Origin of the sequence: Hafnia alvei, assembly GCF_034424155.1 — a bacterium.
GTDB lineage: Bacteria > Pseudomonadota > Gammaproteobacteria > Enterobacterales > Enterobacteriaceae > Hafnia > Hafnia alvei.
Genome location: NZ_CP139992.1, coordinates 1,232,895 through 1,259,658, shown reverse-complemented (window position 1 = coordinate 1,259,658; position 26,764 = coordinate 1,232,895). Strand labels below are relative to the sequence as shown.

Genomic DNA, 26,764 nt, shown 5'->3' with positions numbered 1-26,764 from the left:
ATGGCACCAGTAATCTTTAAAAATCGTTGATAACTCAGTCGTTACGAGGCGTTGCCACAATACATTTAAAAACATTGAACAAAGCGACATTGCTGGTGACATTAAGCCGCTTCATTAAACGCCGTTTGTAATAACTCAACCTTCGAACGTTAATATTGACTTCGTTCGCTATCTGCGAAAGTGATTTACCCTTAAATATCTCTTCCATGAGCCACCACTCATCGCTTGAGATATAACACCCCGCGTCGGCGGTTAACCATTTCATTCGGGTGTAACTCACCAATGAGGGACTAAAAACTGTTTGTCCTATTTCGCTACACTTCAGCTCATTAAAAAATAGATTCACATTCTGTTTAGATTCACTTTTTAATAGCCAATGTGCACCAGGTAATAGCGAGTGCAGCGCAAAAAAAAGCGGGATATTATTTTCACTCAATAAGATAACGAGTTTCTGTCGATGATGACGGTAGTACATCTTGATCATATTGAGTACATTAAACCGCCCCTGAGGAAAACTTTCAAAATCACAAATCACCCAGCGCTGTTCTCGTTCATTCCTTTGCTGTTTAAGCACCTCAACAAGCTGATGTATATTATTAGAGCTGGTAAATTGGACTCGCATTGAGTCATCACAAGCATCCTGAATAACGGACTTCAAGCCTTGAGAGAAAAAGATATTTTTATCAAAGAAAAAGCACTGATAATTCATTTATAAATACCTTCTCAGCAAATCACTGATAATTTAACGTGTAGTTAGCTGTTGCAGTGAAAGCACCGGTCGTTAACGTTCCGTTCGCTAACGCCTGCGGCTCTCCCTCCACGAAGGCTTGGAAGTTCAACTGCATCACGGTATCGGTAATAGCCGTTGCGTTGGTTGGCATATTGAGTCGAATCGGTGAACCATCGCTTTCTTCTAAGCCAATACCTACGCCGCTCGCGCCGCTTGGCGCCACGGACTTAATGGCCAAACGATCGGTCATGTTCGAGTTCCGGTCGCCATCAAAGGTGACCGTTACCGAGTCAAATACGCTGGGGTTGCAGTCTTCCAACACAATCGAAAACGCAATGGGTGTGGTTTTCCCCGTCGCATAAAGCGACTTGGTTGAAATCTCACCAAAGTCTACCGGCACTTTTTCCGATCCCGGAGCAATGCTGCAAGGCAGAGCGACAACCACGCCTTTAAACGTCATTGCACCACCCACCAACTCTCCCGCCGCTTCAACCGCGTTACTGAACATCAGCGTCGCTAGCACAGCCAGTTCCATCAGACGCATACCCTCTCCTTACTGGAACTCTGCAACAACGGTTGCAGAAGCCTGAAAATCACCTTCCTCAATGTTGGTTCCGGCGTTTGCAATCGGCGCTGCGATGAGATTCCAATCCCCCTCGTTATTGTTAAAACCAGGGACGTTATAAAATCTATTCGGCGTGATGGTCGAACCGCTTTGATCTGTCAGCTTGATGCCCAAATTTGAACGATCGCCGGAGCCGGTGGTTCCCAGATAATCACTGTTAAAACTGGCTGGGCTGGCCTGCTGAATAGCCAGTTTGATATTCAGGCTGCCCGTGGTAAAACTTCCGCCTTCACACTTCACGTGAATTGGCACGTTATGGCTGTAGTTATTGCCATTGAGCTTGCTGCCCGTACCAGGTATGGTGCCGAAATCCACCACGATAGGCGTTCCCTGATTCACCACGCATTTATCGGGTACGGTAAGAACACCCGAGTTGATATAAATCACCGACATCGGCACAGAGCCAATACCGGAGGCCGTTGAACCAATGCGGCCATATAGCTCAGCAATTTGCGTCCCGACCAGATTGACACCATTGATAATGGGTTTCGTGATCATAAAAGTGACACGCCCCTTCGACCCAGACTCAAAATCGGTGTACTGCACCGATGGCGGCGCACAGGTGTTCTGATACGCGCGGTTGCTTTCATTGTTGAACGGAACCGGCAGGTATTCGAGACGGTTACCACGGATGTAGATTTCAATTTTGACATCCATATAGTCGTTCAAACGCAGATAGCCGGGGTTATTGCCTGATTCAGCCAGCGTCGCACGCGAGGTGAAAAATACTGGCTGATTCGTCATCGGCGTATTGCAGTAGGCTGTCCCGGCATAAAGCCCACCTAATGCAAACTCAGAGCTAATCAGAGAGCCCGCTACGTTAGAGGTAATATCCTGATTTCCCACATCAATATTGTATTGATGCGGACCACCGACCGGGATAATTTCGCCATCGATATAGGCCTGCACGCCAGCGGGAAGTAGCGATAGAGCGAGTGCACACATAACGCACGTTTGGCGTGAGAATAGGCCAGACAGTTTCATTACAAATACTCCATTTTCACACGCAGCAATCCTTGGAATTCACCGGCGGTGACCGAGTTTCCCGTCGATTCCAATGCGGCCATAAAGGTCAATACGCTATCGCCGTATTTCACTAAGGAAGGCGTCTGGGTCTGATTAATTGCCAGCTTATTGCCTGACATATCCATCAAACGAATACCTGCTCCTTGCACCATACCGGTAGTGTGTAATAGCGCAGGGTCGGCTACATCGGATTCACCGATAAATGTCATCTGCACCGCTTGCTCGCCGGTGGTATAGGCTCGCCAATCGCTTCCCGTCGTCTTCGAAGCCAAGCTACCGCGCGCCATTGATGCCCCTTTTAGGCAATCGCGTAGATAGATTTTGATCAGCACCGGCTGGCTGTGATCGCCAGCACGATGAAAACTACGCGCCGTCATTTCGCCCATATCGATATCTTGCATCCGGCTCTCCCCCGCCATTACGCACGGAGAGGCATACACAGAACCATGGAACCGAACAATGCCGCCATCTTCACCGGCATGATCCCGATCTTGATGTTGTGGCAACTGCGGCACCGTAGACTGAGCCTGAAACACAACGCCCAGTGCCAGAAATGCGCATAACGCGAATCGATTTTGCATTGTCGGGTCCTTATGGTTATTCCTGCTGCGCGCTAGGCAACGCTTTACAGGTGCTGCCTGAACAGCTGAACTTCAGTTCTGGGTGGCCGCCATAGTCATTGACATACATCATGGAGAACGCGCTCACCGCCCCATCAGTAACCGCAAAATCAAGGCTCGATTTCGGAGCGACCATAATTCCTGGGAAGCGAGTAATTTTGCTGCCCGCGCTATTCGTTAAACCAATAATCGTGACGTAATACGGCGTTGGGTTTTGCGCCGTCATCGTGCTGCCGTTTTTCTGGAACACCACTTGGTTTTGCCAGATCTCATTTTTGCTGGTGGGGATAATTGCCGCCGGACGATAGAAAAGCTTGATACGTGACTGCATAGCGAGTTGCAGCATGTTGGGCTTATTCGGCTTAGGCGGGATTTCACGCACGTTGAGATAAAATAGGCTTTCGCGATCCTGCGGCAGCGTGTTTATCGCACCGGTTTTGGTCACGCGGGCAATCCCTTTCTGTCCACCGTTGATTCGCTGTAGCGGCGGCAAGACCATTAACGGCGAGGTGATCTTGTGACCTTCCGAGTCCTCTACCCATGACTGAGCCAAAAAAGGAATATCTGGGCTCGTGTTGGACAGGTTGGCGCTCGATGAGCTCTCTTTTTCGGTAATAATGATCCGCGTGCGATCCAGTGAAACGCCCGCCTGCGCGTAGCCGGTCAGAACCGTCAGAGCCATCGCCGCTATCCAGCCGCATCCGCTATTTTTCTTCATGCTCATTTTTAGCCTTTTATGACAGTAATGGATTTGTTGCTTCGTCATAGATTTGTTGCTTCGGTTTAGCCGCATCGCTTAATGGCAAGGCAGCAAAACAGAATTCGAATAATTCGACGCTTTTGCCGGAATAGTGATCTTGCACTGTGTTTTTCCGTTCCAGACCACCTTGAGCGTCTCATCAGGATTAACACCGGCAAGCCACGCCTGACCGTCATCAAGCACCATCGCCACGCTGACACCGTCGCCATTAAAGACTTCAGCGCCGAAAGGCGGTGTGCTGCTATCAGAGCGGCGAATGTTTGCCATCATCTTCATCCCTTTTGCCATCCCAAAGGACTGGTAGCCGATAGCGCCTTCGGTCAGCGTGGTCGTGCTAATGGCTTTTGACGGCTCGATATCACTGTCCATCGCATCCACATCCACGCGGGTGTCAAAGCTGTTGTAGCTGACAACGTCTGGCACCACCGCGATGCCAAATCGGTTGGTTCGCGATTTGCTTCCGTTTAGCGGAACGCCTGCAATACCGTTGGTATCTACCATCATGCGAGCCGTGTTGAGCGTAGCTCCGCTGTTATGCAGCGCGGCGCCGTGTCGTGTCGCCGTGAAACCACCGCGCAGCGTGCTACTCAGCGCCACATAATGGCTTTGCTGATAGCTGAGGTTGCTGTTGATTTCTGCCATCTGCGAACGGTGCTGGTAATAGCCATCCATATTGGCGTTACCGCTCTGGCTTGCCCCCGCGCGCACTCGCCATAGGTTGTTGTTGTCGCTATTGTCGGTGTACGACATCATCGGGCTGGTTTTGCCGTTATTGGTTTGCATATCCAAACCGGCCCAGCGGCTATCGCCAACCGGCACAGAGATTGAAATTGCAATCGAATCATCACGCCGATCTTTATAGTCGGTGCGATACGCAGAGAGATTGGCCGTAATACCGTTAATTTCACCGATGCGGAAAGTGCGTCCCAGTGACACGCCATAACGATCTTGGCTATTTCGATCCCAATAGTTTTGGTGGGTATAGGTCAAGAATGTGGTCAACGTTTTGCTCGGCTCATCAGCCCAGAACGTTTTGTTACCGGTGATGGTGTATAGCTCTTTCTCACGCCCAACATGGTCGTAATCCTGATAGCGCTCATCCATGTATTGCGCCATCGAGCGGAAATCTTGTTGCGAGAATCGATAGCCCGCAAACGTGATTGAACTGTTGTATTCGTCGAAGGTTTTGGCGTAGCTGAGTTTGTACGACGTTCCTTTTAGGCGCTCCCCATCACGGTTTTGGCTCCATGATTCGGTGGCATCCACGGAGATAGCCCCAAACATGCTGAGATCGCGTCCAATCCCTATCGACATGGCGTTGTACTCTTCACCCGCCGTTTGCAAACCACCGTACAGAGACCACGCGTTGGAAATCCCCCACGAGAAATCCCCCGAGACAAAGCCCGGCCCTTGAGTTTGGTGGGTATAGCGCGAAGGCTGCCCCGCGGCGATGTTGTAGCGTACGTAGCCCGGGCGCGTGAGATACGGAATATTGGCGGTATTCACCTGAAAGGTAGACACCGAACCATCCTGCTCTTCAACTTTGACGTCCAGCGTTCCACGCACCGAACTGCTTAGATCCTGAATATTGAATGGACCGGCTGGCACGGTAGTTTGATAGATTATTCGGCCGCTCTGGCTCACCGTCACTTTAGCGCTGGTGCGCGCTACGCCGTGTACTTCGGGCGCATAGCCTTGTAGATTTGGCGGCAGCATACGCTCGTCACTCGACAGATTGACGCCGGTGAAACGCAACGTGTCGAAGACCTGCGAGTTAAGATAGATTTCGCCCAGTGTCAGTTTGGCCGCCATCATGGGCAGCGGACGATAGGCATAAATCTGGTTCCAATCAAAATCAAATTGGTGAGTTGAGTTGTAGTAGCTGGTCTGATATTCACTGCGAAAACGCCAGCCAGCCACATTGAACCCTGCCTGACCATAGCCTGACAAAGAATTGTAATCTTCACTGTGATCGAGTTGATGAGTGAGTTGGCCCGTCAGACTGTAGTCAAAAATGACGCCAGCAATACCGTTATCCCAGCGCTCCGGTGGCGTCCAATTGGGATCGTTATATTTCATCCACGCCTGCGGCACCGTAATATCCAGCGTTCCGGCATAGTTGCTGAGCTTAGCCCCTGGCAGGCTCAGCAAAACAAAACAGTTTTCTGAAACCTGCTCAACTTTGAGTCTGGCTTCTTCCTTCAATGCCAGCTTATCCAGCACGGCCTGACTGATGCAGGCTTGCGTGCTTTTACCATCGGGCAACAGCGCGTAATGCACCTTGTCTTGACCTATCGGCTGGCCGTTAATTTTGATATCCAACAGGTAATCACCTGCGGCAACATAGTTGTCTGAAGCAAAACGGGATAAATCAACATGGGTGCGATCGGACGCATCCAATACGTCGGTATTAAATTCAACGAGATCGTCTGCATATACCGTATTGGCATAGCAGAAAATAATCACCTTTAAGGCCACTATTTTTAATTTTGTTTTTAGTGTTACCGACATGACAATTTATCCCGAATTAATCGACGGAATACGCCGAATACCCCAAATGGCATTGGTTAATTTTTTAGTTATAATCAATAAAAAAACGAGCAATAGCATAAAACTCACCGGCTTTAATATGTTTATTAACCGGAACCAGCGAGGCGGTAAATCTCAGAATATTACTCCCGTTACTTAAATCATATCCGGGAGAAGGTTGCCCTATTGTCAGCATACTTCCATGCTGATTACGTAAATGAATACCAAATCCTTCCCCTTCTCCGGTAACTAATAGCGCTGACGGATCATGAGGAGATGAATTGCCAATAAAAGTGATCGTGGCATAAGGAAAGCTGTCATCAGCAGCCGTTTTATTTTTAATAACTCTGCACCCGGTAAGATGAACATTAAAATCTTTCGTTAGGTGACTTTCGCTATCCATATTAATATCACGAGCAGATACATCGCCAAAATCAACCCAGATCTCACGTGAAAGAGGATCAATGCCACAGGCAGTTTCAATCAGCTCACCAGACATTTCGACTTTCCCTGGTGTAATACTGGATGCCAGCGTGTCAGCGGAAAAAAACAGCGCATATAAAAAAAGCATCACTGATATTTTTTTCTTTATTCCTGACATCATGCTCGCTATCCCTACTGAATATTTCACAGGTAGAAAACGGGGGATATACGCCCCCCGTGTGCACCACTTCTAGGAGATTACTGGTAAGCGATCTGGAAGTTGATGGTTGACTGGAAAGAACCTGCGGTTACAGGGTTTGCAGTCTGATCCGCGCTGTCTGCTTTCACATAGGCAACAAATGGAATGGTGTTAGTACCGTTAACCAGTTGTACAGCCGTGGTGCCCTGACCCCAAACCACATCCTGGCTGGCGCTATCTTTCAGACCGATACCCGCATTAGACGCGGTACCTGAAGTGAACGCTGCCAGAGTTGCATCAGCTGGGCTTACACTAGTTGGGGTGTAAGAAACAACGGCGCTGGTCGCAACGGTAGTATCGCAATCCTGCAATTCGATGTTTTTCTGCACGTTACCTGCATGAGCACCGTTAGCCAGCGCTGAAACAGGGATCTGACCAAAATCGACAGATACTGGGCTAGAATTAGGTGATAAACCGCAGGCAGTATTCACCAATTCACCTTGGAATTGGATTTGGCCATTGGTCGTATCAGCCAGAACAGACATAGAACTTACAGCAGCGGTAAATGCTACGGCTAAAGCAACTTTATTCAATTTCATAAAAATTTCCTGCGTAATATAAATATCCTAAAAAAAGATAAAGAGCATTTAAGCCACAGGACGCAATCCAAGCGACAATAGAAGCTCTCTGTGTTATTGGTATAAATCCTTTTAAATAATTAAAGACGCCATGTGTTTATCATAATTATTATCCTGCTCCATCGGACGAACAAAATGCTATCAAATCCCATTAATCGTTAAAAGTCTTACAGCCAAAGAGGTTTAAGTACGTATTTAAAACTCGCAACAATGCTATATACGCTATTTTAATCTCGCGAAGTATTTGGAATCATCCTAGTCGCGCCATTTTTTAATATCGGAAAATACTTAGATATAGTTTTTCCTATACAGTTAATACACGCCAGCACACCACATACGTGTATTAATAATTAATAGAGAATGAGAAACGTTAAACGAAGTTGCGTTAAGGAGTTGCAATAAGAATTGGTAATAAGAGGTGACAATAAAATAGGAGGATGTTTGTTGTCTCTAGAGAACAGCCAGAAAACTGGCTGTTCTAGAACTATAATAGCGTCAGGGCTTATGGCAGCTCGTTACCGGCTGCGCGATAAATTTCATACCATTCTTCACGCGTTAACGTGATATCGCAGGCCTGACATATTTGCTTGAGGCGCGAAGTGCTCATCGTGCCTGAAATCATCTGCATATTGGCTGGATGACGTAAAATCCACGCCGTCGTAATAGTGGTATTTGATACGTCATAACGCGCCGCAATCTCATCAATTTTCTGATTCAGTTCTGGGAACTTAGGATTGCCGAGGAATACGCCTTCAAACATACCGTATTGGAACGGGGACCATGCCTGAATCGTCACGTCATTTAAACGGCAATAGTTCAATACTTCACCGTCGTGATCGACACTCGACGCATTTTCCATATTGACGTTAATACCACTGCGGATCATACCGCTATTGGTAATACTCAATTGAAGCTGATTCGCCAAGATCTTTTGGCTCATAAACTTTTGCAGTAAAGCCATCTGCATTGGGCTTTGGTTTGAAACACCAAAACGGCGCACTTTGCCGGTATTCAGTAAGTGATCAAACGCCTCGGCCACTTCTTCCGGTTCCATTAGCGCATCAGGGCGATGCACCAGCAGCATATCGAGATAGTCGGTATCTAAACGCTCTAAGATGCCGTCTACTGATTTTAAAATGTGCTCTTTAGAGAAATCGAACAGGCCTTTACGAATCCCGCATTTAGACTGTAGGAAGACCTTCTCGCGGCGGTCATCATTGAGTTTGGCTGCGCGAGCGAAAATACGCTCACATTCGCCGCCGCCATAGATATCTGCGTGGTCGAAGAAGTTTGCGCCCAAATCCAGCGCGGTTTGCACAAAAGTTTCGGCCTCTGCGGCTTTCAACTCATCCATACGCATGCAGCCCACCACAATGGCGGGAACATGCAGGGTAGAACCACCTAATTTAATATGTTTCATCAAACTGCCCTATCTGGTTAGCGGTGCCGAATCACGGCCACCGCTATTGATGATGACGAAAATCGCCGCAAAAAATGCCATGTCATACTCTAGCTTATCCCCCAATAATTGGACTGGCTTCAAGTATAAAGGGGTTAAATCGCTCGCTCTGGTTCAGTCACAAAGCGCTGGCGATACTCTCGTGGTGTTAGTCCGGCATCACGGGTAAACACCACGGAAAAATAGTTGCTGTCTTCGAAACCGCAGCGCGTCGCAATTTCACTGATACGATAGTCGCTGCGTCTCAATAATCGCTTAGCCTGACACAGACGTAGCTGACGCAGATAATGGCTGATCGACATCCCTGTTTGCTGGCGAAATAGCTGTTTCAGCGAGCGCTCGACCAACTGATGCTCTGCGCAAAAAGCCGATAAATCGAAATGGCTGTCGAGTCCACCTTGCAGTGATGCCATCAGCAAATCAAGCTGTTCGCCAGCCGGTAGCAAATAGACACTCTCCGCCGTGTAACGATAACGTTTTAGCACAATCGCTAACTGCAGTAGCAGAGCTTCAGTTAACTGAATCGAAAGTGCGTCGGTTTTGCGGCTCTCTTGCGCCAGCTGAGCAATAATCGGCCTCGCCTGCGCTAAACCACCGGTGCTTAAACGCCAATGATTCTGTCGAGTCGACTCATCAAACGGTGGCAATAATAGATTCCATTGGGCGTTTAAACGTAAACGCTCGGGGCAATAGATGATATTGTCCAGAACCAGATCGTTAACCGATTCGTAGCTATGACAGTCCTCGGCGTTGATATAGAAAATATCGCCACAGGTTATGCGATACGGGCGATCGTTGAGAACGTGCAAGCCGTTACCGCGCCAAACGATCACGATCTCGCAAAACTGGTGGGAATGTTCGGCAAAAACCTGCTGTGGATAACGATCCGCTACCGCGACCGGCATCTGTTCCGAAGGGAAATAATCCCGATTCTCCAGCACTAACGGCTTTCGCATTCCCCGCCTCCCACGCTTATTTAGCCAGAAAGTATCACAGAATCATCATGGTTTTACGTTGACGGCTTTCTCGATTCCGCACATTGCATTCCGCCGTTAAGTAACAAAATGTCACTTGGCTTAACGTGACTGAGCCACTATCCCTGATAACGCAAGGCTCTAGGAGATTGGTCAAACTCGCGTTTGAAAAGCGTAGAAAAATGATTGCTGTCGCCAAAACCGCACTGATAGGCAATATCCGTCACGCTGCTATCACTGTGACAAAGCTGGTGTCGGGCTTGTAAAAGACGTAGGCGAGTCAGATAGCGCTGCGGTGTCATGCCGGTATGGTTCTTAAGCTGGCGGTGTAAGGTGCGAAGCGGCAAAGAGAAACGGTCCGCTAATTCCGTCCACTCCACAGATTCGGCGTAGTGATGCTGTAACCAATCTAAGAGCTGACGCAAACGCCCTTCCTGATCGTCCCCGACCTGAGCAGAACACCCCTGCCAAAGCTGCACAATAAGCTGCATAAAGACGCTTTCATGTAACGCAATATCCTCGGCTCGCTCGCTGGCCGGTGTTTGTTCGAGTTTCGCCATCAGCATTTTTACCTGCGCTAGCACCTGCTGGCTGATACGCCAATGCGAGGGATAAACCCCTTCAGATTCTCGCGGTAAAAATTGCTCAACGCCCGATAAAAACTTAAACGCATCCGGCGCTCGAAAGAGCACATTGGTGAGAAAAAGGCCGTCGGTATGCTCAAACAAATGACGATCGTGATCGCGAACGAAACATACACAGCCGCTGTTGAGCGTATAAGGATTGCCGTTGAAAACGTGTACACCAGCGCCCTGTTCTACAATCACAATTTCATAGAAATCATGGTGATGTTCAGGAAACTCCGGCTGCGGAGCGCGAGGCTCTATGGCGACAGGCGCATAGCCAGAAGAGAAAAAATCAATACTGTGCAAAACCGTCATCGTCAGACTCCTTATCTTATCGGGGTATCAACGCGGGTGATTTCTCCAGCGGTTTGCTATGGCTCGATAGTAGAAGAAGGCTGAAAAATGAACCTTAAACTTTTGACGTCAAAACGGCTTTTCGCGTTCGTTAATTCAAGAATGCACGACCAATATTAAGAAATGCGGCGAACATCACAGGCCAGCGCATCTAAGAACTGTGACTTACTTCACTTTCACCTTTGCCGTATTGCCATCGCCATAATTTCACTGGCATTCATGAGAAGGTGCCCCACCAAGCAAGTTTCTACACTGACCGTCATTGATAAATAAGAATGTTCAACGACGGACGGTTCAACATGACGACACGCCATATTGCCGCAATCGATCTTGGTGCCTCCAGCGGGCGAGTGATGCTGGCGAGTTACCACGTCGGCACGCAACACCTTACGCTAAAAGAGATCCGCCGCTTTACCAATCGGCTGGTACCTCGTGACGGTTTTGATACTTGGGATCTTGATGCCCTTGAGCAGGAAATTCGTACCGGGCTTGAGCAAATTGATGCTGAAAATATCCCATTAGACAGCATTGGCATTGATACCTGGGGCGTAGATTTTGTGTTGTTGGATGCCAGCGGCGAACGAGTCGGCCATCCCGTCGCTTATCGAGACGATCGTACGCACGGCCTGATGGCACAGGCGCAAGAGCACTTAGGTAAACCGTTTATCTATCAACGTACCGGCATTCAGTTTTTGCCCTTCAATACCCTTTATCAGCTGCGTGCGCTCAGCGAACAACAGCCTGAGTTGCTGGATCGGGTTGAGCATTTACTGCTTATTCCCGATTACCTTCATTACCGTTTAACAGGGCAAATGAACTGGGAATACACCAACGCCAGTACAACACAGCTGTTGAATATCCACAGCGGCGATTGGGATACCGATTTGCTGAACTATGCCGGTGTTCCGGCTCGTTGGTTTGGCAAACCGACCCAGCCGGGTCAGCGTATCGATTGCTGGCAAAGCCCGAAAGGACAACAGGTTCCAGTCGTTGCCGTTGCCACCCATGACACTGCCAGCGCGGTGATTGCCACCCCAATGCAGGATAGCGATTCGGCCTATCTCAGCTCAGGTACATGGTCATTAATGGGCATTGAAAGCCGTACGCCGTTCACCGATAGCCATGCGTTGCAGGCCAATATCACCAATGAAGGGGGGGCAGAAGGCCGCTATCGGGTACTGAAAAATATTATGGGCTTATGGTTGCTACAGCGCGCAACCCAAGAGCTGGGCGTTCAGTATCTGCCCGATCTGATTGCAGAGGCCGCTCAGCAGTCTGCACACCATTTTCTGATTAACCCGAACGACGAGCGCTTCATCAACCCAGCCAATATGTGTTTGGAAATTCAAAACGACTGCCGCGAGCGTGGCGTTCCGGTGCCCGAAACACCGGCAGAACTGGCGCGCTGTATTTTTGACAGCTTGGCGAAACTCTATCAGCAGGTGGCCGAAGAGCTTGCTGAACTGCGCGGTAAGCCGATCAGCCATTTACATATCGTCGGCGGGGGCAGCCAAAACCGTTTCCTCAATCAGCTGTGCGCCGATCTCTGCAACATCGAAGTCAGCGCGGGCCCCGTTGAAGCTTCAACCTTAGGCAATATCGGCTGCCAGTTAATCGCGCTGGGCGATATCGCCGATGTGCATGCTTTCCGCCGCGTGGTGGCAAATAACTTCCCGCTGGAACATTTTTTACCCAACCCATCTCACCACTCTTTATCCGCATCGCTCAGCAACGGCGGTGCGCAAACCTCTGCCCAATTCAAAGGAACATGTGTATGACCACTTCAATCGATCAGGCTTGGGAACTGGCTAAACAACGTTTTAACGCTGTTGGCGTAGACGTCGAAAATGCGCTGAAAACCATGGAGAAACTGCCAGTTTCGATGCACTGCTGGCAGGGCGATGACGTTGCCGGTTTTGAAAATCCTGAAGGTTCACTGACCGGCGGTATTCAGGCCACCGGTAACTATCCGGGCAAAGCGCGCAACGCCGCAGAGCTGCGTGCCGATTTAGAAATGGCATTAACGCTGATCCCAGGGCCAAAACGCCTGAATCTGCACGCGATTTATTTAGAATCTGATACGCCGGTCGCACGTAATAAAATCGAGCCGTGCCATTTTGCTAACTGGGTTGAATGGGCTAAAAAACACCATTTAGGCTTAGATTTTAACCCTTCCTGTTTCTCTCACCCGCTGAGCGCCGATGGTTTTACTCTCTCATCCGCCAACCCCGAAACACGCCAGTTCTGGATTGAACATTGCCAAGCCAGCCGCCGTATTTCAGCCTATTTTGGCGAACAGTTGGGTACGCCGTCCGTCATGAATATCTGGATCCCAGACGGCATGAAAGACACGCCGATTGACCGCTTGGCTCCGCGTCAACGCTTGGCTTCGGCGCTGGATGAGGTTATCGCTGAAAAACTAAACCCGGCACATCACATCGACGCGGTTGAAAGCAAACTTTTCGGCATCGGCGCTGAGAGCTATACCGTGGGCTCAAACGAGTTTTACCTCGGCTACGCAGCCAGCCGTCAGACCGCCCTGTGTCTGGATGCCGGTCACTTCCATCCAACAGAAGTGATCTCCGACAAAATTTCCAGCGCCATGCTTTATGTGCCTCGTTTGCTGCTGCACGTTAGCCGCCCAGTACGCTGGGACAGCGACCACGTGGTCTTGCTCGACGATGAAACTCAGGCCATTGCCAGCGAAATCGTCCGCCACAACCTGTTTAACCGCGTGCATATCGGCTTGGACTTCTTCGATGCTTCCATCAATCGCATTGCGGCCTGGGTAATTGGTACGCGCAATATGAAAAAAGCCCTGCTGCGCGCACTGCTAGAACCGACTAACCATCTGCGTAATTTGGAAGAAAGCGGTGACTACACGGCACGTCTGGCTCTGCTGGAAGAACAAAAATCGCTGCCTTGGCAGGCGGTATGGGAAATGTACTGCCAGCGCAACGACGTTCCCGTTGATGCCAGTTGGCTAAAAGCAGTGCGCGAATATGAAGAACACATTTTGTCTCAGCGTTAAGTGATAAATAAAAGGAATAAAAACTATGCAATCTATCATCGATTCCTGGTTCGTTCAGGGCATGATTAAAGCCACCAGCGATATGTGGCTCAAAGGCTGGGATGAACGTAACGGAGGCAACGTTAGCCTGCGTTTATTAGAGGAAGAAGTCGCACCGTTTCGCGCCGATTTTAACTCACAGCCGCGCTGCGTTGAGCTGACACAGCCTGCCACCGAACTCGCCAATAGCTGGTTCTTAGTGACCGGCTCAGGCAAATTTTTCCGCAACGTACAAATTGCACCGCAGGAAAATCTGGTGCTGCTACAGGTTAGCGCCGATGGCATGGCCTACCACATCCATTGGGGATTAACCAAAGGCGGCCTGCCAACCTCTGAACTGGCCGCGCATTTCCAATCGCATATCGTACGTATGCAGGTTACCGGCGGCGATAACCGCGTCATCATGCATTGTCACGCCACCAATTTGATTGCGCTTAGCTACGTGCATGATTTGGACAACGCCAAATTTACCCGTCTGCTATGGGAAGGCAGCACCGAGTGTTTAGTGGTGTTCCCTGATGGCATTGGCATCGTACCTTGGATGGTGCCGGGCACCGACGGCATCGGCACGCAAACCGCAGAACAAATGCGTCAGCACGGTTTAGTACTGTGGCCTTTCCACGGAATTTTCGGCAGTGGCCCAACGCTAGACGATGCTTTTGGCCTGATCGATACCGCTGAAAAATCCGCGGAGATTATGGTGAAAGTGCTGTCGATGGGCGGGAAAAAACAAACGATCTCCACGCAGGAGCTGATTGCGCTCGCCGCACGCTTTGGTGTTACGCCAATGGCTGCGGCACTTGAAGATTAATCGCTGAGAAAGACCGATCGCATGCGCTTCTCCTTAGGAAGCGCATTACAACGGTTTTTCATTTTCAGGAGCAATATCATGAGTTTCATGCTGGCATTACCGAAAATCAGCCTGCACGGCAACGGCGCTATCGTCGATATGGTGAAACTGCTTGGCGACAAAAAGTGGGGAAAAGCGCTGATTGTTACCGATGGTCAGTTGGTGGAAATGGGGTTGTTAGACAGCCTGTTTAGTGCGATGCAGCAGCAAAACCTGCCATACGTACTGTTTAAAGATGTGTTTCCAAATCCAACCGAAGAATTAGTTCAGGCAGGTTTTCAAGCCTATCAGCAAAACCAGTGTGATTACCTGATCGCCTTCGGCGGTGGTAGCCCAATTGATACCACCAAAGCCATTAAAATTCTGACCGCCAATCCCGGCCCTTCCACCGCCTATTCGGGCGTGGGCAAGGTGAAAAATGCCGGTGTACCGCTGGTCGCTATTAATACCACGGCGGGAACCGCCGCTGAGCTCACCAGCAACGCGGTGATCATTGATAGCCGACGTCAGGTGAAAGAGGTGATTATCGACAGCAATATTATTCCTGATATTGCCGTGGACGATCCGGCGGTGATGCTAAATATTCCCGCCTCGGTAACCGCCGCAACCGGCATGGACGCGCTAACCCATGCGATTGAAGCCTATGTTTCCGTAGGCGCGCATCCACTGACCGATCACTCGGCGCTGGAGTCTATTCGCATGATCGCCGAATGGTTACCGCTGGCGGTGGACAATGGGCAGAACCTTCAGGCACGTGAAATGATGGCCTATGGGCAATATCTGGCAGGGATGGCTTTTAACAGCGCCGGACTGGGTTTAGTTCATGCATTAGCGCATCAGCCGGGGGCGACGCATAATCTGCCACACGGCGTATGTAACGCCATTTTGTTGCCGGTGGTTGAAGCCTTTAATCGCCCTAATGCGGTTTCCCGCTTCGCTCGAATCGCGCAGGCAATGGGAGTTAATACTCAGGAAATGGATGAAGAGCAGGCCAGCCACAGCGCTATCGCGGCCATTCGTGAGCTCTCGACACGCGTTGGTATTCCTTCTGGATTCCACGCGCTGGGTATCAAAGAAAGTGATATTGACGGTTGGTTAGATAAAGCGCTGGCCGATCCCTGTGCGCCGTGTAACCCGCGTAGCGCAGATCGTGAGCAGGTTCGGGCGCTCTACCTTCAGGCGATGTAAGGAGGAAATATGATCCGTAAAGCCTTTGTCATGCAGGTTAATCCCGATGCCCACGCAGAGTATCAGCGCCGCCATTCGCCGATTTGGCCAGAGCTGGAAGCCGAATTAAAAGCGCATGGCGCACACAATTATTCGATCTTTTTGGATGAAAAACGCCATCTGCTGTTTGGCTTCGTTGAAATTGAATCCGAAGCGCGTTGGAATGCGATTGCACAGACCGAAACCTGCCAGCGCTGGTGGAAACATATGGCCGATGTAATGCCGAGCAACGCGGACAACAGCCCAGTTACCGATGAGCTTAACGAGGTGTTTTATCTTCGCTGAAGGATCTTATTTTTTTACTAAAAATGCGCAAAACAGCAGGTGACCTACTTGCTGGATGACTATATGATCCCTGCGTCTGTTTCGGGCGTAGGGATCCGTCTATTTAAATCAGGCATTCCCTTCGACATGGTCGTCTCACTAATGAGTCCTATTCTATTTTAATGGATATAGGCTGGCGTGCTCACCAATGATTTCAATACTCAAACATCCTTCGCGATTTGGCATTATGCTGCTATTGCTTTTCTTGGCTGGCTGTTCAAGCAAACATCATTATAAAAAGTACGACACCCATGCCTACGACGATGTTATCGAAGATGCTGCCGATGACTATAAGGTCGATCCCAAACTTATCGCCGCGATTATTCAGGTAGAATCCAGCTTCAATCCAGAAGCCGTCAGCCCTTCGAACGCCATCGGTCTCATGCAGCTCAAAGCCTCAACCGGCGGGTGTGATGCCTATCGCTATAAAGGTAAACGCGGCTGCCCTGACGACGATGATTTACTCGATCCCGAAACCAATATCGATTTAGGTGCCGCTTATATCAGCGCAATTCAACATCAACAGCTGAACTGGATTGACGATCCTGTGACTCGTCGCTATGCAACCGAGGTGGCTTACGCTAACGGCGCAGGCGCGCTGCTGCGTACTTTTTCGAGCAATCGCAAAACCGCGATTCAGATGATTAATCAGCTTTCACCAGAAGCGTTCCACTGGCACGTTCGTCAATATCATCCTGCGGCACAGGCTCCGCGTTATATGGCGAAGGTCGAGCAGGTTTATAATAGTTTGTAAGAGTTGGAGTATCCCCCCTCCCGACCTCCCCCTTGGCAGGGGGAGGGGCTGATCGAGTTCTCGCATGCAACGCCGAATCGGTTCTCTCCCCTGCCAAGGGGAGGGTTAGCATGGGGTCATACAGCACGATCGACTTTAATAACATCAATCCTCTTCACCTCTGCCGTTTGCCGGTTCTCCCACATCACCGTGAGTAAGCGTTGCAGCCCGATAAATGCGAACAACAAAATCCCTATTGCGATTTTGGTCCACCATGAGCTAAGCGTGCCGTCAAAGTTGATATAGGTTTGAATCAATCCCTGAATCGCAACGCCAAACAGCGTGCCTAAAACGGTTCCCACTCCGCCGCTCAGCAACGTGCCACCAATCACCACGGAGGCGATGGCATCCAGCTCAACGCCCATTCCTGCAAGCGCATAACCCGCAGAGGTATAAATGGAAAATACGATGCCCGCTAACGTCGCCAATCCAGTTGAAAGCATATAAATACGGATGGTGGTGCTGCGGGTTGAAATCCCCATCAGATTGGCCGATGTGGCATTACCGCCAATCGCATAAACCTGATTACCAAAGCGCGTACGATTGGCCAAAAAGATCCCCAGCACGACCACTGCCAACATCAATAGCGCCATGGCGCTCAAGCGCCCTCCTCCTGGAATTTTCCAAGCCAGTGAGGAGAGCGTGGTGTATATCGGATGATCGATAGGCAACGACTCTTCTGAAACCAAATAGCTGGCACCGCGCAGAAAAAACATGCCTGCTAGCGTGATGATAAACGCCGGAATTTTTAGCGCATCAATCAACCATCCCATGAAGGCCCCGAAGCCACATCCCATCACGAGCACCAACGGAAAAGCCACCAGCGGCGACATATGATAATCACCGATCATGCGCGCCAGAAATACGCCGGTAAAAGCGATCACTGAACCAACAGAAAGATCGATGCCACCCGACAAGATCACAAACGTCATTCCAACGGCGACAATACCGAGAAAAGCATTATCTGTGAGGATATTACAAATCACACGCGTGGTAGCAAAACCGGGAAACTGGCTCAAACAAAACAGATATCCCAGTACAAAAACCGCCAGCGTAATCATCAACGGCAAATTACGTTTAAGCATGGCGCGGCTTCCTTCTGATTGCGGCGAGAAAGCGCGGCGACTGGAACACTAAAACAACCAATACCACCACGGCTTTAACGACTTGATTCAATTCCGGTTGGAATCCTGAAAGCAAAATGCCGGTGTTCATTCCTTGGATAATTAACGCCCCAAGTATCGATAGCAGGAAATTAAATCGGCCTCCCATCAGCGATGCACCGCCGATAACCACGGCCAAAATGGCATCCAACTCTAGCCATAACCCAGCATTATTCGCGTCGGCGCCGCGTATATCCGCCGTTACAATAATCCCTGCAATCGCAGCGCATAGGCCGCTCAGCATGTAGGTTCCCATGACGATCAGCCGCGTATTCACCCCTGCATTTTTCGCCGCTCGGATGTTAATCCCTACCGCTTCAATAAAAAGCCCGAGCGCGGTTTTACGCGTCAGTAGCCAGAAGGCTAACAAGGTCAGTAACGTGATAATCACCGGCGTGGGGAGCAAAAAGAGTGAACCGCTGCCCAGCCACGATAGTGAGGGGGAGTTGAAAGTGACAATCTGCCCTGCCGTAATCAATTGGGCTACGCCTCGTCCTGCAACCATCAGAATCAGCGTGGCGACAAACGGCTGAATTTTTAGGAGTGCCACCAAAATGCCATTCCACAGCCCAGATAAAATGCCGACGCCAAGCGCGGATAAAATCACGATTGGCAAACCATAACCCTGAACCGTTAACGAAGCGGCGGTCGCCCCTGAGATTGCCATCACCGCGCCCACGGAAAGATCGATACCGCCAGTCGCAATCACCAGCGTCATACCTATCGCCAAAAGCGCCACTGGCGCACAGCGGTTGAGGATATCGATTAAGCTGCCAAACAAGCGCCCATCTTGAATATGAATAGAAAAGAAATTATTGGCGACAACGCTATCAACCAGTAACACCACAACCAACGCCACAATTTGCGGCATACCCGTTGGCCATCGTAGCCGTGAGGTTTTGGAGGGATTGGCATCGGGCAAAGAACCAGACATGGCGTTCATCTCCTTATGCCGCAATGGCATTCATAATGGCGGCAACCGAAAGCTGCTCAAGTGGGATTTCGGCGATTTGCTGGCGATCGCGCAGGATCACCACCCGATCGGCATACCCCACCAGCTCTTCAAGCTCCGATGAGATCACCAGCAGCGCTAAACCATCGGCGCACAAGGTTTCTATCAGGCGAATAATCTCGGCGTGAGCGCCCACGTCAATCCCGCGTGTCGGTTCGTCTAAAATAAGAAACTGGGGTTTGGTGAGCAGCCAGCGCGAAAGTAAAACTTTTTGCTGGTTGCCGCCGGAAAGAAACTCAATGGGCTGTTCAGTGCTTGGGGTACGAATCCCCAGTTGGCGAATGAAGCGTTCCGCGATGTGCTGTTGCTCTTTGCGTGCAATCGGGCGCAGCCACCCACGCTGTGCCTGAAGCGCCAGAATTATATTCTCACGCACGGACGCCGCCGCGATGATGCCATCGGTTTTGCGATCTTCAGGGCAGAATCCCAATCCGTAGCGCGATGATTGATGCGGTGAACGTAACGATCTTGGTTTGCCTTTGACCTGTGCGATGCCGCTGTCCGCTGGTTTAATACCAAAAATGACCTCAGCCATTTCCGTACGACCAGAGCCAAGTAACCCAGCTAACCCCACAATTTCACCGGGACGAACCTTGAGATTAAAGGGGGCGATCACGCCCTTTTTGCCATAGTTTTCAAATTCGACCGTTGGATTTTCACTGAGCAAAGTACGGCCCGCACGCTGCAAAGCATTGTTGTCCAACTCACGACCCAGCATCATTTTGACTAATTCGATATAAGGTAATTCTTTGGTGTTTCGAGTTCCCACAAACTCGCCGTTGCGCAGCACCGTGATGCGGTCGGTGACGGCATAAACCTGTTCGAGAAAGTGGGTCACAAAAATCAGGCTTATACCTTGATCGCGTAAATGACGCATCAGGGTAAAGAGCATTTCTACTTCACTGGTATCGAGGCTGGCAGTAGGTTCATCAAGGATGAGCACCTTGGCAGAAAGATCGATAGCGCGACAGATCGCCACGATTTGCTGCATAGCGACAGAAAACCGCCCAAGCGGCTCCGTGACATCCAGCGAAAAACCGTAACGTTGCATCAGCTCAGTGGCACGGCGGATCATTTCACCACGATGAATAAAACCAAAACGACGCGGCTCTCGGCCAATAAACAGGTTGTCTGCCACCGACATATTAGGCAGCAGGTTCACTTCTTGATATACGGTACCAATACCCAAGATTTGCGCATGAGCCGTATTTTTTGGAAAGACCTCGGCACCGTCTAACCAAACAGTACCGCTATCCCGTTGGTAAACGCCGGTTAGCGCCTTAATCAGCGTCGATTTTCCCGCACCATTCTCGCCAAGCAGCGCCATAATTTCGCCGCGACGTAGGCTGAAAGAAACGTTATTGAGTGCCTTAACGCCGGGAAAATATTTACTCAAACCTTCAGTGCGGAGTAACACCTCATTATCGCCATCGCCGCGCATACCATCGCTCCTAGCTTCGCTGAAAATCATGGGCAGAGGCGGAAGCCTCTGCCGGTGAAGTGACTAATAGGATTGAAAACGAGAGATAAGATGAAATTAATATCCCATATCTTTTTTCTTATCTAACTCAGCTTTCGCGCTGTCAGGTAGGAACAATTTGGATTCAGTCTTGGTAATTTTCGGTGGCAAGGTGCCATCTTTTTTATACTTCTCTAACGCATCAAACGCAGGCCCCGCCATGTTTGGCGTGAGTTCAACGTTGGCATTAGCTTCTCCTGCCAACATAGCTTTATAGATATCAGGTACGCCGTCGATAGAGCCAGTCAGGATATCTTTACCCGGTTTAAGCCCCGCTTCTTTGATCGCCTGAATGGCACCTATCGCCATATCATCGTTGTGTGCGTAAACCATGCAGATATCTTTGCCGTTGTTTTCGGCTTTAATAAAGCTCTCCATGACCTCTTTACCCTTGCTGCGGGTAAAATCTCCAGACTGAGAACGGACAATTTTGATGTTTGGCGAATTGGCAATCGCTTCAGCAAAGCCTTTTTTACGATCGATCGCTACGCTTGCACCGACCGTTCCCTGTAGCTCCACCACGTTACACGGCTTTCCTGCGACCTGTTTCACCAACCAGTCGCCGATTAATTTTCCTTCCAACACGTTGTCTGCGGTAACAACGGTCATATACAGCGATTTGTCTTTCACGGTGATGGCGCGATCAAGTGAGAAAACGGGGATATTCGCCTCTTTGGCTTCCTGCAGGACGGGTTCCCATCCGGTCTGAACCACCGGAGCAATAAAAATGGCATCAACGCCTTGGGCAATAAAGGAACGAACGGCTTTGATTTGGTTTTCCTGCTTTTGCTGACCATCCGCAATTTTCAACGTAATACCGCGCTTTTGTGCTTCGCTTTTTGCCACGCTGGTTTCAGCGGCGCGCCAGCCTGATTCAGAACCGACCTGAGAAAAACCAACGGTCATCGACTGAGCAAACGCAGCTGAAGAGAGTGCAGCAGAGACGGCAGTAACCAAAAGTAAACGCTTCCACATACTGAGATCCTCATTGAGCAATGGTTGGATAAAAAGCAACCGAACAGGGATCACTATAGTCAATGCGTTGAAGTGAGATTTGGGTTACATCACAGTATTGAAAAATTAACAAAGTGAATACATCTTAGCTTTATCTAACTTTTTCTTGAGGTTATGGACGGTTTAACTTCACCACACCACGGTAGAGATAGAGAAATCTAATGAGAACGGGGAGTTGCATTCACAACAATGAAAGCGATTACACTTATTCAGGCCATATATGTACTTTTTACGTCACGGAATCTGCGACGCTGGGTAACATGGCTTTTGTAAGTTTTGCGAGATAGATCTCGGTACACAGAAGATATATGCAAAGGGGTATGGAAAACTTTGATGTAAAGGCCTGTGACTCATCATCACAGGCCTTTATCTTTTGATTTAACAGCCTTTATTTTTAGTCTTGTGCTTTGCTAAAGCGACGGCGCACAACCACAAAGAATACCGGAACAAAGAAAATCGCCAGCAGCGTTGCCGTCAGCATTCCTCCCATCACCCCTGTACCCACGGCGTTTTGCGCACCTGAACCTGCACCAGAACTGATAACCAGCGGCATAACCCCCAGAATAAACGCCAGCGAAGTCATCAAGATTGGGCGCAAACGCATTCGCACCGCTTCTAAGGTGGCATCGATCAGACCTTTGCCTTCTTTATCCATCAGATCTTTAGCAAATTCGACGATTAAAATGGCGTTTTTAGCGGAGAGGCCGATGGTGGTTAATAGCCCAACTTGGAAATAAACGTCGTTGTTCATACCGCGTAATGCCGCGGCCAATAAGGCACCGACCACGCCAAGCGGAACAACTAGCATTACCGAGAACGGTATAGACCAGCTTTCATACAGCGCCGCTAAGCATAGAAATACAACCACCAGCGAGATGGCATACAGGGCTGGTGCCTGATTTCCCGACAAGCGTTCCTGATAGGACATGCCCGTCCAGTCATAGCCAATGCCTGAAGGTAACTTAGTCACAAGTTGTTCCATCATTTGCATGGCATCACCAGTACTTTTACCCGGTGCCGCTTCGCCGAGAATTTCCATCGACGGCAAGCCGTTATAGCGCTCTAAACGCGGTGAACCCTTAATCCAACTGGCGGTCGAGAACGCGGAGAAAGGCACCATTTTTCCGCTGTTACCACGTACATACCAATTATTGATGTCGTCTGGCAGCATACGGAAACGCGCATCGGCCTGAGCATAAACTTTCTTCACACGCCCGCGATCGATAAAGTCGTTAACGTAGGTTCCCCCTAAGGCAGTTGAAATGGTTTGGTTAATGTCCGAGAGCGACACGCCCAACGCCTGCGCCTTTTCCTGATCCACATTCAGTTTGTACTGAGACGTATCCTCCAGCCCGTTAGGACGTACACGCACCATCACTTCTGGATGCTCAGCGACCATACCTAACAGCTGATTACGCGCCTGAGTGAGCTGTTGGTGGCCCAGGTTTGCCTGATCGATCAGTTCGAAGTCAAAACCGGTCGCGGTACCAAGTTCAATAATGGCCGGTAAGTTGAATGGGAACACCAGACCATCCTTGATCTGCGTGAAAGATTTCATCGCACGACCGATGATAGACGTCACGTTATTTTCTTTCCCCGAACGCTCGTCCCATGGTTTCAAACTAATGAATGCTAAACCGGAGTTTTGTCCCGATCCGCTAAAGCTAAAACCGTTCACCGTAAAAACAGACTCAACGTTGGCATGCTCTTTAGTCAGGTAATAATTCGTCACCTGATCTAAAACCTTTTGGGTGCGCGCTTGAGTCGCTCCAGCAGGCAACTGCACCATCGTCATAAAGACGCCCTGATCTTCCTCGGGCAAAAATGACGTAGGCAGACGTAAGAACAGCACGCACATACCGACAACTATCAATACGTAGATAACGAGGTAACGTCCCGTATTTCGCAGGATCCCACCCACGCTATCCGTATAATGATGTGTACTCTGTTCAAACTTGCGGTTGAACCATCCAAAGAAACCTTGCTTCTCCCCATGACCTTCAGTTGAAACGGGTTTAAGCAACGTAGCGCACAGCGCTGGCGTCAAGATAAGCGCCACCAGCACAGACAACGCCATGGCGGAAACAATGGTGATGGAGAACTGCCGATAGATCGCCCCGGTTGAGCCGCCAAAAAATGCCATCGGAATAAACACCGCCGACAGCACCATGGCAATCCCAACCAATGCGCCCTGTATCTGATCCATCGATTTTATCGTGGCTTCTTTTGGCGGTAGATGCTCCTCCGCCATCACACGCTCAACGTTTTCTACCACGACGATGGCATCGTCAACCAGCAAACCTATCGCCAACACCATCCCAAACATGGTTAGGGTGTTTATCGAATAGCCAAACGCGGACAGCACAGCAAAAGTCCCCAACAGAACAACGGGCACTGCGATGGTTGGGATCAGCGTTGCGCGGATATTTTGCAAGAACAGATACATGACCAAGAAGACCAAGATAATGGCTTCAAACAGGGTTTTGACCACTTCGTGAATCGAGATTTTAACGAACGGCGTGGTGTCATACGGATAGACAACCTTCATCCCCTGAGGGAAATACGGTTGTAGCTCTGCTAGCTTCGTTTTTATCGCTGCGGCCGTATCCAACGCATTGGCCCCTGTTGCTAACTTAATCCCTAAGCCAGCCGCGGGTTGTCCGTTGATTTTCGCCACGATATTGTAGTTTTCACCGCCAAGCTCAATGTGAGCCACATCTTTCAGACGAACCTGCGAGCCATCCTGATTCACCTTCAGCAAGATCTTGCCAAATTCTTCAGGATCTTTTAAACGCGTCTGCGCAATGATGGACGCGTTAAGCTGCTGATTACCCACAGCAGGCGTGCCACCTAACTGCCCTGCCGCAATTTGGTCATTCTGGATTTTTAGCTGATTAACAACATCAACCGTAGTCAGTTGATACTTGTTCAGTTGATCGGCATTCAGCCAAATACGCATGGCATACTGCGCACCAAAGAGCTGCACATCACCCACACCGCTACTACGGCTGATCGGATCTTTGATGTTTGAAGCAACGTAGTCAGAAATATCATCCTGAGTGAGACTTTTGTTGTCCGAAATAAACCCTGCTACCAGCAAGAAACTGCTGCTGGACTTTTCAACGCTAATCCCCTGCTGCTGCACTTCTTGCGGCAGCAACGGCGTTGCCAACTGGAGCTTATTCTGAACCTGAACCTGTGCAATATCGGGGTCAGTCCCCGAGTTGAAGGTTAGGGTAATCGTTACCCCTCCCGCAGAGTCACTGGTGGACGACATGTACATAAGATTATCGATGCCGTTCATGTTCTGTTCGATAATCTGCGTCACCGTATCCTGTACGGTCTGCGCATCAGCGCCTGGATAAGTTGCCGTTATCGCCACCGCAGGAGGTGCAATCGTTGGATACTGGGCAATCGGCAGTTGCAAAATTGCCAATCCCCCTGCCAACATGAGGATAATGGCAAGTACCCAAGCAAAGATCGGGCGCTCAATAAAAAACTTAGACATACGCTCGTTTTACCTTGTATGAATTATCGCCGTAGCGATTACTGACCCTGAGACGCATTCGCCTGCAGATTCTGCTCTTCCGCTTTTACCGTCATTTCAGGGCGTATTTTCTGTAGCCCACTGACGATCACGCGGTCACCGCTGTGTAATCCATCCGTCACCAGCCATTTATCACCGATTGCCTGCGCCGCGGTCACATTGCGCACTTCAACCTGACTCTTAGCGTTAACCAGCATCACCGTAGCCTCTCCGCGCGGGTTGCGTGCTACTCCTTGCTGCGGAACTAGCAACGCATCTTTTTGCATCCCTTCATCAATACGCGCACGCACAAACATCCCCGGTAAGAGATCGTGTTGAGGATTTGGGAACAAGGCGCGAATCGTGATCGAACCGGTGCTTTCATCAACGCTCACATCTGAAAATTGCAACTGGCCCTTGAGCGGGTAAGGCTGGCCATTTTCCATCACCAGCGTGACCTGAGTTTGCAGAGCGCTTTTTTCTAGGCTTCCTTGGATGACGGCCTGTTTAAGACGGATGAAGTCGTTGCTTGATTGGGTGACATCAACATAAATAGGATCAAGCTGCTGCACCGTCGCCAGTGCATTAGCTTGTTCAGTAGTCACAAGCGCACCTTCGGTGACGTTGGACTGTCCGATTCGCCCATCGATAGGAGAAGTCACCTTGGTGTAGGCCAAATTGATGCGAGCGGTTTCAACATTGGCTCTTGCCGCTTGGACATCAGCATCGGCTTGTTGCGCATTGGCCACCGCCGTATCGAATTCTTGTTGGCTAACATAGTGATCGCCAACCAACGGCTTATCTCGCTGGACGGTTAAATGAGCCAGTTTTGCTGCGGCAACAGCTTTGGCGAGCTCGCCTTGCGCGCTGTCATAAGCGGCTTTGTAGGGGGCAGGATCGATTTGATACAACGATTCGCCACCACGAATATCACTCCCCTCAGCGAAATTACGTTTGAGGATAATTCCTCCTACCTGCGGACGAACCTCAGCAACACGGTAAGCATCTGTACGCCCTGGTAATTCCGTCGTCACTTGCAAAGGTTCGGCTTTCAACGTCACCACCCCCACATGGGGCTGCGGCAGAGGCGCTTTGACCTCTTTATCATCACACCCAGACAACACGAAGCAGGCGGAAAGGAGAATTACTGATGGCAGGAGAATAAACTCACTGTATTTCTTCATTACTATTCCTTAAATAGTTCGATACGACGCCAGGCGTACATATAAATGGTAATAAGTTGTACGGGTATAATTCATACATCGTTCTTCTGATGGTTATAAACAACGTGTTCTGATAGAAA

The 26,764-nt window shown here is 49.7% G+C and carries 23 protein-coding genes; 6 read left to right on the top strand and 17 right to left on the bottom strand.

All coding sequences use genetic code 11. From position 1 onward, the window contains the following. Window positions 1-34 precede the first annotated feature (34 nt). The 11 genes from U0008_RS05855 to rhaS all read right to left on the bottom strand — a co-directional run bounded on the left by U0008_RS05855 (window position 35) and on the right by rhaS (window position 10,924). Window positions 35-709 (bottom strand): LuxR C-terminal-related transcriptional regulator, encoded by a 675-nt coding sequence (locus U0008_RS05855; RefSeq protein WP_025800622.1) that lies wholly within the window; start codon window positions 707-709, stop codon window positions 35-37. A 22-nt stretch (window positions 710-731) separates the two neighbouring features. Beyond that, entirely contained in the window at window positions 732-1,274 is a 543-nt protein-coding gene (locus tag U0008_RS05850; RefSeq protein ID WP_043491750.1) for a fimbrial protein, read from the bottom strand. Between the two features lie 9 nt (window positions 1,275-1,283). Continuing rightward, window positions 1,284-2,339, bottom strand: coding sequence for a fimbrial protein (locus tag U0008_RS05845; RefSeq protein ID WP_043491746.1), 1,056 nt, complete (start codon window positions 2,337-2,339; stop codon window positions 1,284-1,286). Beyond that, a complete protein-coding gene (locus U0008_RS05840; protein WP_025800619.1) occupies window positions 2,339-2,962 on the bottom strand; it encodes a fimbrial protein in 624 nt (207 codons plus the stop codon). Before U0008_RS05840 ends, U0008_RS05845 begins: the two co-directional genes overlap by 1 nt. A 16-nt stretch (window positions 2,963-2,978) precedes the next feature. After that, the gene (locus U0008_RS05835) at window positions 2,979-3,683 is read right to left on the bottom strand and encodes a fimbrial biogenesis chaperone (RefSeq protein ID WP_455748978.1); all 705 of its coding nucleotides are present in this window, start codon (window positions 3,681-3,683) and stop codon (window positions 2,979-2,981) included. Between the two features lie 114 nt (window positions 3,684-3,797). Beyond that, window positions 3,798-6,272 (bottom strand): fimbria/pilus outer membrane usher protein, encoded by a 2,475-nt coding sequence (locus U0008_RS05830; protein ID WP_043491742.1) that lies wholly within the window; start codon window positions 6,270-6,272, stop codon window positions 3,798-3,800. Between the two features lie 64 nt (window positions 6,273-6,336). Further along, on the bottom strand, window positions 6,337-6,894 hold the full coding sequence (locus tag U0008_RS05825; RefSeq protein ID WP_043491739.1) for a fimbrial protein: 558 nt from the start codon (window positions 6,892-6,894) through the stop codon (window positions 6,337-6,339). Between the two features lie 77 nt (window positions 6,895-6,971). Beyond that, window positions 6,972-7,511 (bottom strand): fimbrial protein, encoded by a 540-nt coding sequence (locus U0008_RS05820; RefSeq protein WP_025800615.1) that lies wholly within the window; start codon window positions 7,509-7,511, stop codon window positions 6,972-6,974. A 541-nt stretch (window positions 7,512-8,052) separates the two neighbouring features. Further along, window positions 8,053-8,970, bottom strand: coding sequence for an aldo/keto reductase (locus tag U0008_RS05815; RefSeq protein ID WP_043491736.1), 918 nt, complete (start codon window positions 8,968-8,970; stop codon window positions 8,053-8,055). 134 nt (window positions 8,971-9,104) lie between these two features. Beyond that, complete coding sequence (gene rhaR, locus U0008_RS05810; RefSeq protein WP_043491734.1) at window positions 9,105-9,965, bottom strand: HTH-type transcriptional activator RhaR; 861 nt, start codon at window positions 9,963-9,965, stop codon at window positions 9,105-9,107. 137 nt (window positions 9,966-10,102) lie between these two features. After that, window positions 10,103-10,924, bottom strand: coding sequence for an HTH-type transcriptional activator RhaS (gene rhaS, locus U0008_RS05805; protein WP_025800612.1), 822 nt, complete (start codon window positions 10,922-10,924; stop codon window positions 10,103-10,105). A gap of 392 nt (window positions 10,925-11,316) precedes the next feature. Here rhaS and rhaB point away from each other — a divergent pair, with 392 nt between their 5' ends. The 6 genes from rhaB (at window position 11,317) to U0008_RS05775 (ending at window position 17,188) form a co-directional block, all read left to right on the top strand. Then, window positions 11,317-12,741: a rhamnulokinase gene (gene rhaB / locus U0008_RS05800; RefSeq protein ID WP_248298847.1), complete on the top strand. Its 1,425-nt coding sequence runs from the start codon at window positions 11,317-11,319 to the stop codon at window positions 12,739-12,741. Continuing rightward, a complete protein-coding gene (locus U0008_RS05795; RefSeq protein WP_043491729.1) occupies window positions 12,738-13,994 on the top strand; it encodes an L-rhamnose isomerase in 1,257 nt (418 codons plus the stop codon). Before rhaB ends, U0008_RS05795 begins: the two co-directional genes overlap by 4 nt. A gap of 25 nt (window positions 13,995-14,019) precedes the next feature. Next, complete coding sequence (gene rhaD / locus U0008_RS05790) at window positions 14,020-14,844, top strand: rhamnulose-1-phosphate aldolase (RefSeq protein WP_025800609.1); 825 nt, start codon at window positions 14,020-14,022, stop codon at window positions 14,842-14,844. Between the two features lie 78 nt (window positions 14,845-14,922). After that, window positions 14,923-16,071: a lactaldehyde reductase gene (gene fucO, locus U0008_RS05785; RefSeq protein WP_043491727.1), complete on the top strand. Its 1,149-nt coding sequence runs from the start codon at window positions 14,923-14,925 to the stop codon at window positions 16,069-16,071. 9 nt (window positions 16,072-16,080) lie between these two features. Then, on the top strand, window positions 16,081-16,395 hold the full coding sequence (gene rhaM / locus U0008_RS05780) for an L-rhamnose mutarotase (RefSeq protein ID WP_043491725.1): 315 nt from the start codon (window positions 16,081-16,083) through the stop codon (window positions 16,393-16,395). A gap of 187 nt (window positions 16,396-16,582) precedes the next feature. Continuing rightward, the gene (locus U0008_RS05775) at window positions 16,583-17,188 is read left to right on the top strand and encodes a transglycosylase SLT domain-containing protein (RefSeq protein ID WP_025800606.1); all 606 of its coding nucleotides are present in this window, start codon (window positions 16,583-16,585) and stop codon (window positions 17,186-17,188) included. A gap of 116 nt (window positions 17,189-17,304) precedes the next feature. Here the strand turns inward: U0008_RS05775 and yjfF are convergent, their stop codons facing one another. The 6 genes from yjfF to U0008_RS05745 form a co-directional block, all read right to left on the bottom strand. Further along, window positions 17,305-18,312, bottom strand: coding sequence for a galactofuranose ABC transporter, permease protein YjfF (yjfF, locus tag U0008_RS05770; RefSeq protein ID WP_043491723.1), 1,008 nt, complete (start codon window positions 18,310-18,312; stop codon window positions 17,305-17,307). Further along, window positions 18,305-19,324 (bottom strand): galactofuranose ABC transporter, ATP-binding protein YtfT, encoded by a 1,020-nt coding sequence (ytfT, locus tag U0008_RS05765; protein ID WP_043491719.1) that lies wholly within the window; start codon window positions 19,322-19,324, stop codon window positions 18,305-18,307. Before ytfT ends, yjfF begins: the two co-directional genes overlap by 8 nt. 13 nt (window positions 19,325-19,337) lie before the next feature. Then, window positions 19,338-20,843 (bottom strand): sugar ABC transporter ATP-binding protein, encoded by a 1,506-nt coding sequence (locus U0008_RS05760; protein ID WP_025800603.1) that lies wholly within the window; start codon window positions 20,841-20,843, stop codon window positions 19,338-19,340. Window positions 20,844-20,939: 96 nt separating this feature from the next. After that, on the bottom strand, window positions 20,940-21,896 hold the full coding sequence (gene ytfQ, locus U0008_RS05755) for a galactofuranose ABC transporter, galactofuranose-binding protein YtfQ (RefSeq protein ID WP_043491717.1): 957 nt from the start codon (window positions 21,894-21,896) through the stop codon (window positions 20,940-20,942). A 433-nt stretch (window positions 21,897-22,329) separates the two neighbouring features. Continuing rightward, window positions 22,330-25,443, bottom strand: coding sequence for an efflux RND transporter permease subunit (locus U0008_RS05750; RefSeq protein WP_043491713.1), 3,114 nt, complete (start codon window positions 25,441-25,443; stop codon window positions 22,330-22,332). A 38-nt stretch (window positions 25,444-25,481) separates the two neighbouring features. After that, window positions 25,482-26,645 carry an efflux RND transporter periplasmic adaptor subunit gene (locus tag U0008_RS05745; RefSeq protein ID WP_043491711.1) on the bottom strand — a complete coding sequence of 388 codons (1,164 nt, stop codon included), beginning with the start codon at window positions 26,643-26,645 and terminating at the stop codon, window positions 25,482-25,484. Between the last annotated feature and the right edge of the window lie 119 nt (window positions 26,646-26,764).

Excerpts from the sequence above, each read along its gene's own strand:
- U0008_RS05840 (WP_025800619.1), bottom strand. The coding sequence starts at position 2,962 with ATGCAAAATCGATTCGCGTTATGCGCATTTCTGGCACTGGGCGTTGTG.
- rhaS (WP_025800612.1), bottom strand. The coding sequence starts at position 10,924 with ATGACGGTTTTGCACAGTATTGATTTTTTCTCTTCTGGCTATGCGCCT.
- U0008_RS05850 (WP_043491750.1), bottom strand. The coding sequence starts at position 1,274 with ATGCGTCTGATGGAACTGGCTGTGCTAGCGACGCTGATGTTCAGTAAC.
- ytfQ (WP_043491717.1), bottom strand. The coding sequence starts at position 21,896 with ATGTGGAAGCGTTTACTTTTGGTTACTGCCGTCTCTGCTGCACTCTCT.
- rhaM (WP_043491725.1), top strand. The coding sequence starts at position 16,081 with ATGATCCGTAAAGCCTTTGTCATGCAGGTTAATCCCGATGCCCACGCA.
- rhaD (WP_025800609.1), top strand. The coding sequence starts at position 14,020 with ATGCAATCTATCATCGATTCCTGGTTCGTTCAGGGCATGATTAAAGCC.
- U0008_RS05760 (WP_025800603.1), bottom strand. The coding sequence starts at position 20,843 with ATGCGCGGCGATGGCGATAATGAGGTGTTACTCCGCACTGAAGGTTTG.
- U0008_RS05830 (WP_043491742.1), bottom strand. The coding sequence starts at position 6,272 with ATGTCGGTAACACTAAAAACAAAATTAAAAATAGTGGCCTTAAAGGTG.
- U0008_RS05845 (WP_043491746.1), bottom strand. The coding sequence starts at position 2,339 with ATGAAACTGTCTGGCCTATTCTCACGCCAAACGTGCGTTATGTGTGCA.
- ytfT (WP_043491719.1), bottom strand. The coding sequence starts at position 19,324 with ATGTCTGGTTCTTTGCCCGATGCCAATCCCTCCAAAACCTCACGGCTA.
- U0008_RS05825 (WP_043491739.1), bottom strand. The coding sequence starts at position 6,894 with ATGATGTCAGGAATAAAGAAAAAAATATCAGTGATGCTTTTTTTATAT.
- U0008_RS05775 (WP_025800606.1), top strand. The coding sequence starts at position 16,583 with ATGATTTCAATACTCAAACATCCTTCGCGATTTGGCATTATGCTGCTA.
- U0008_RS05820 (WP_025800615.1), bottom strand. The coding sequence starts at position 7,511 with ATGAAATTGAATAAAGTTGCTTTAGCCGTAGCATTTACCGCTGCTGTA.
- U0008_RS05750 (WP_043491713.1), bottom strand. The coding sequence starts at position 25,443 with ATGTCTAAGTTTTTTATTGAGCGCCCGATCTTTGCTTGGGTACTTGCC.
- U0008_RS05795 (WP_043491729.1), top strand. The coding sequence starts at position 12,738 with ATGACCACTTCAATCGATCAGGCTTGGGAACTGGCTAAACAACGTTTT.
- rhaB (WP_248298847.1), top strand. The coding sequence starts at position 11,317 with ATGCTGGCGAGTTACCACGTCGGCACGCAACACCTTACGCTAAAAGAG.
- fucO (WP_043491727.1), top strand. The coding sequence starts at position 14,923 with ATGAGTTTCATGCTGGCATTACCGAAAATCAGCCTGCACGGCAACGGC.
- yjfF (WP_043491723.1), bottom strand. The coding sequence starts at position 18,312 with ATGCTTAAACGTAATTTGCCGTTGATGATTACGCTGGCGGTTTTTGTA.
- U0008_RS05835 (WP_455748978.1), bottom strand. The coding sequence starts at position 3,683 with ATGGCTCTGACGGTTCTGACCGGCTACGCGCAGGCGGGCGTTTCACTG.
- U0008_RS05745 (WP_043491711.1), bottom strand. The coding sequence starts at position 26,645 with ATGAAGAAATACAGTGAGTTTATTCTCCTGCCATCAGTAATTCTCCTT.
- U0008_RS05855 (WP_025800622.1), bottom strand. The coding sequence starts at position 709 with ATGAATTATCAGTGCTTTTTCTTTGATAAAAATATCTTTTTCTCTCAA.
- rhaR (WP_043491734.1), bottom strand. The coding sequence starts at position 9,965 with ATGCGAAAGCCGTTAGTGCTGGAGAATCGGGATTATTTCCCTTCGGAA.
- U0008_RS05815 (WP_043491736.1), bottom strand. The coding sequence starts at position 8,970 with ATGAAACATATTAAATTAGGTGGTTCTACCCTGCATGTTCCCGCCATT.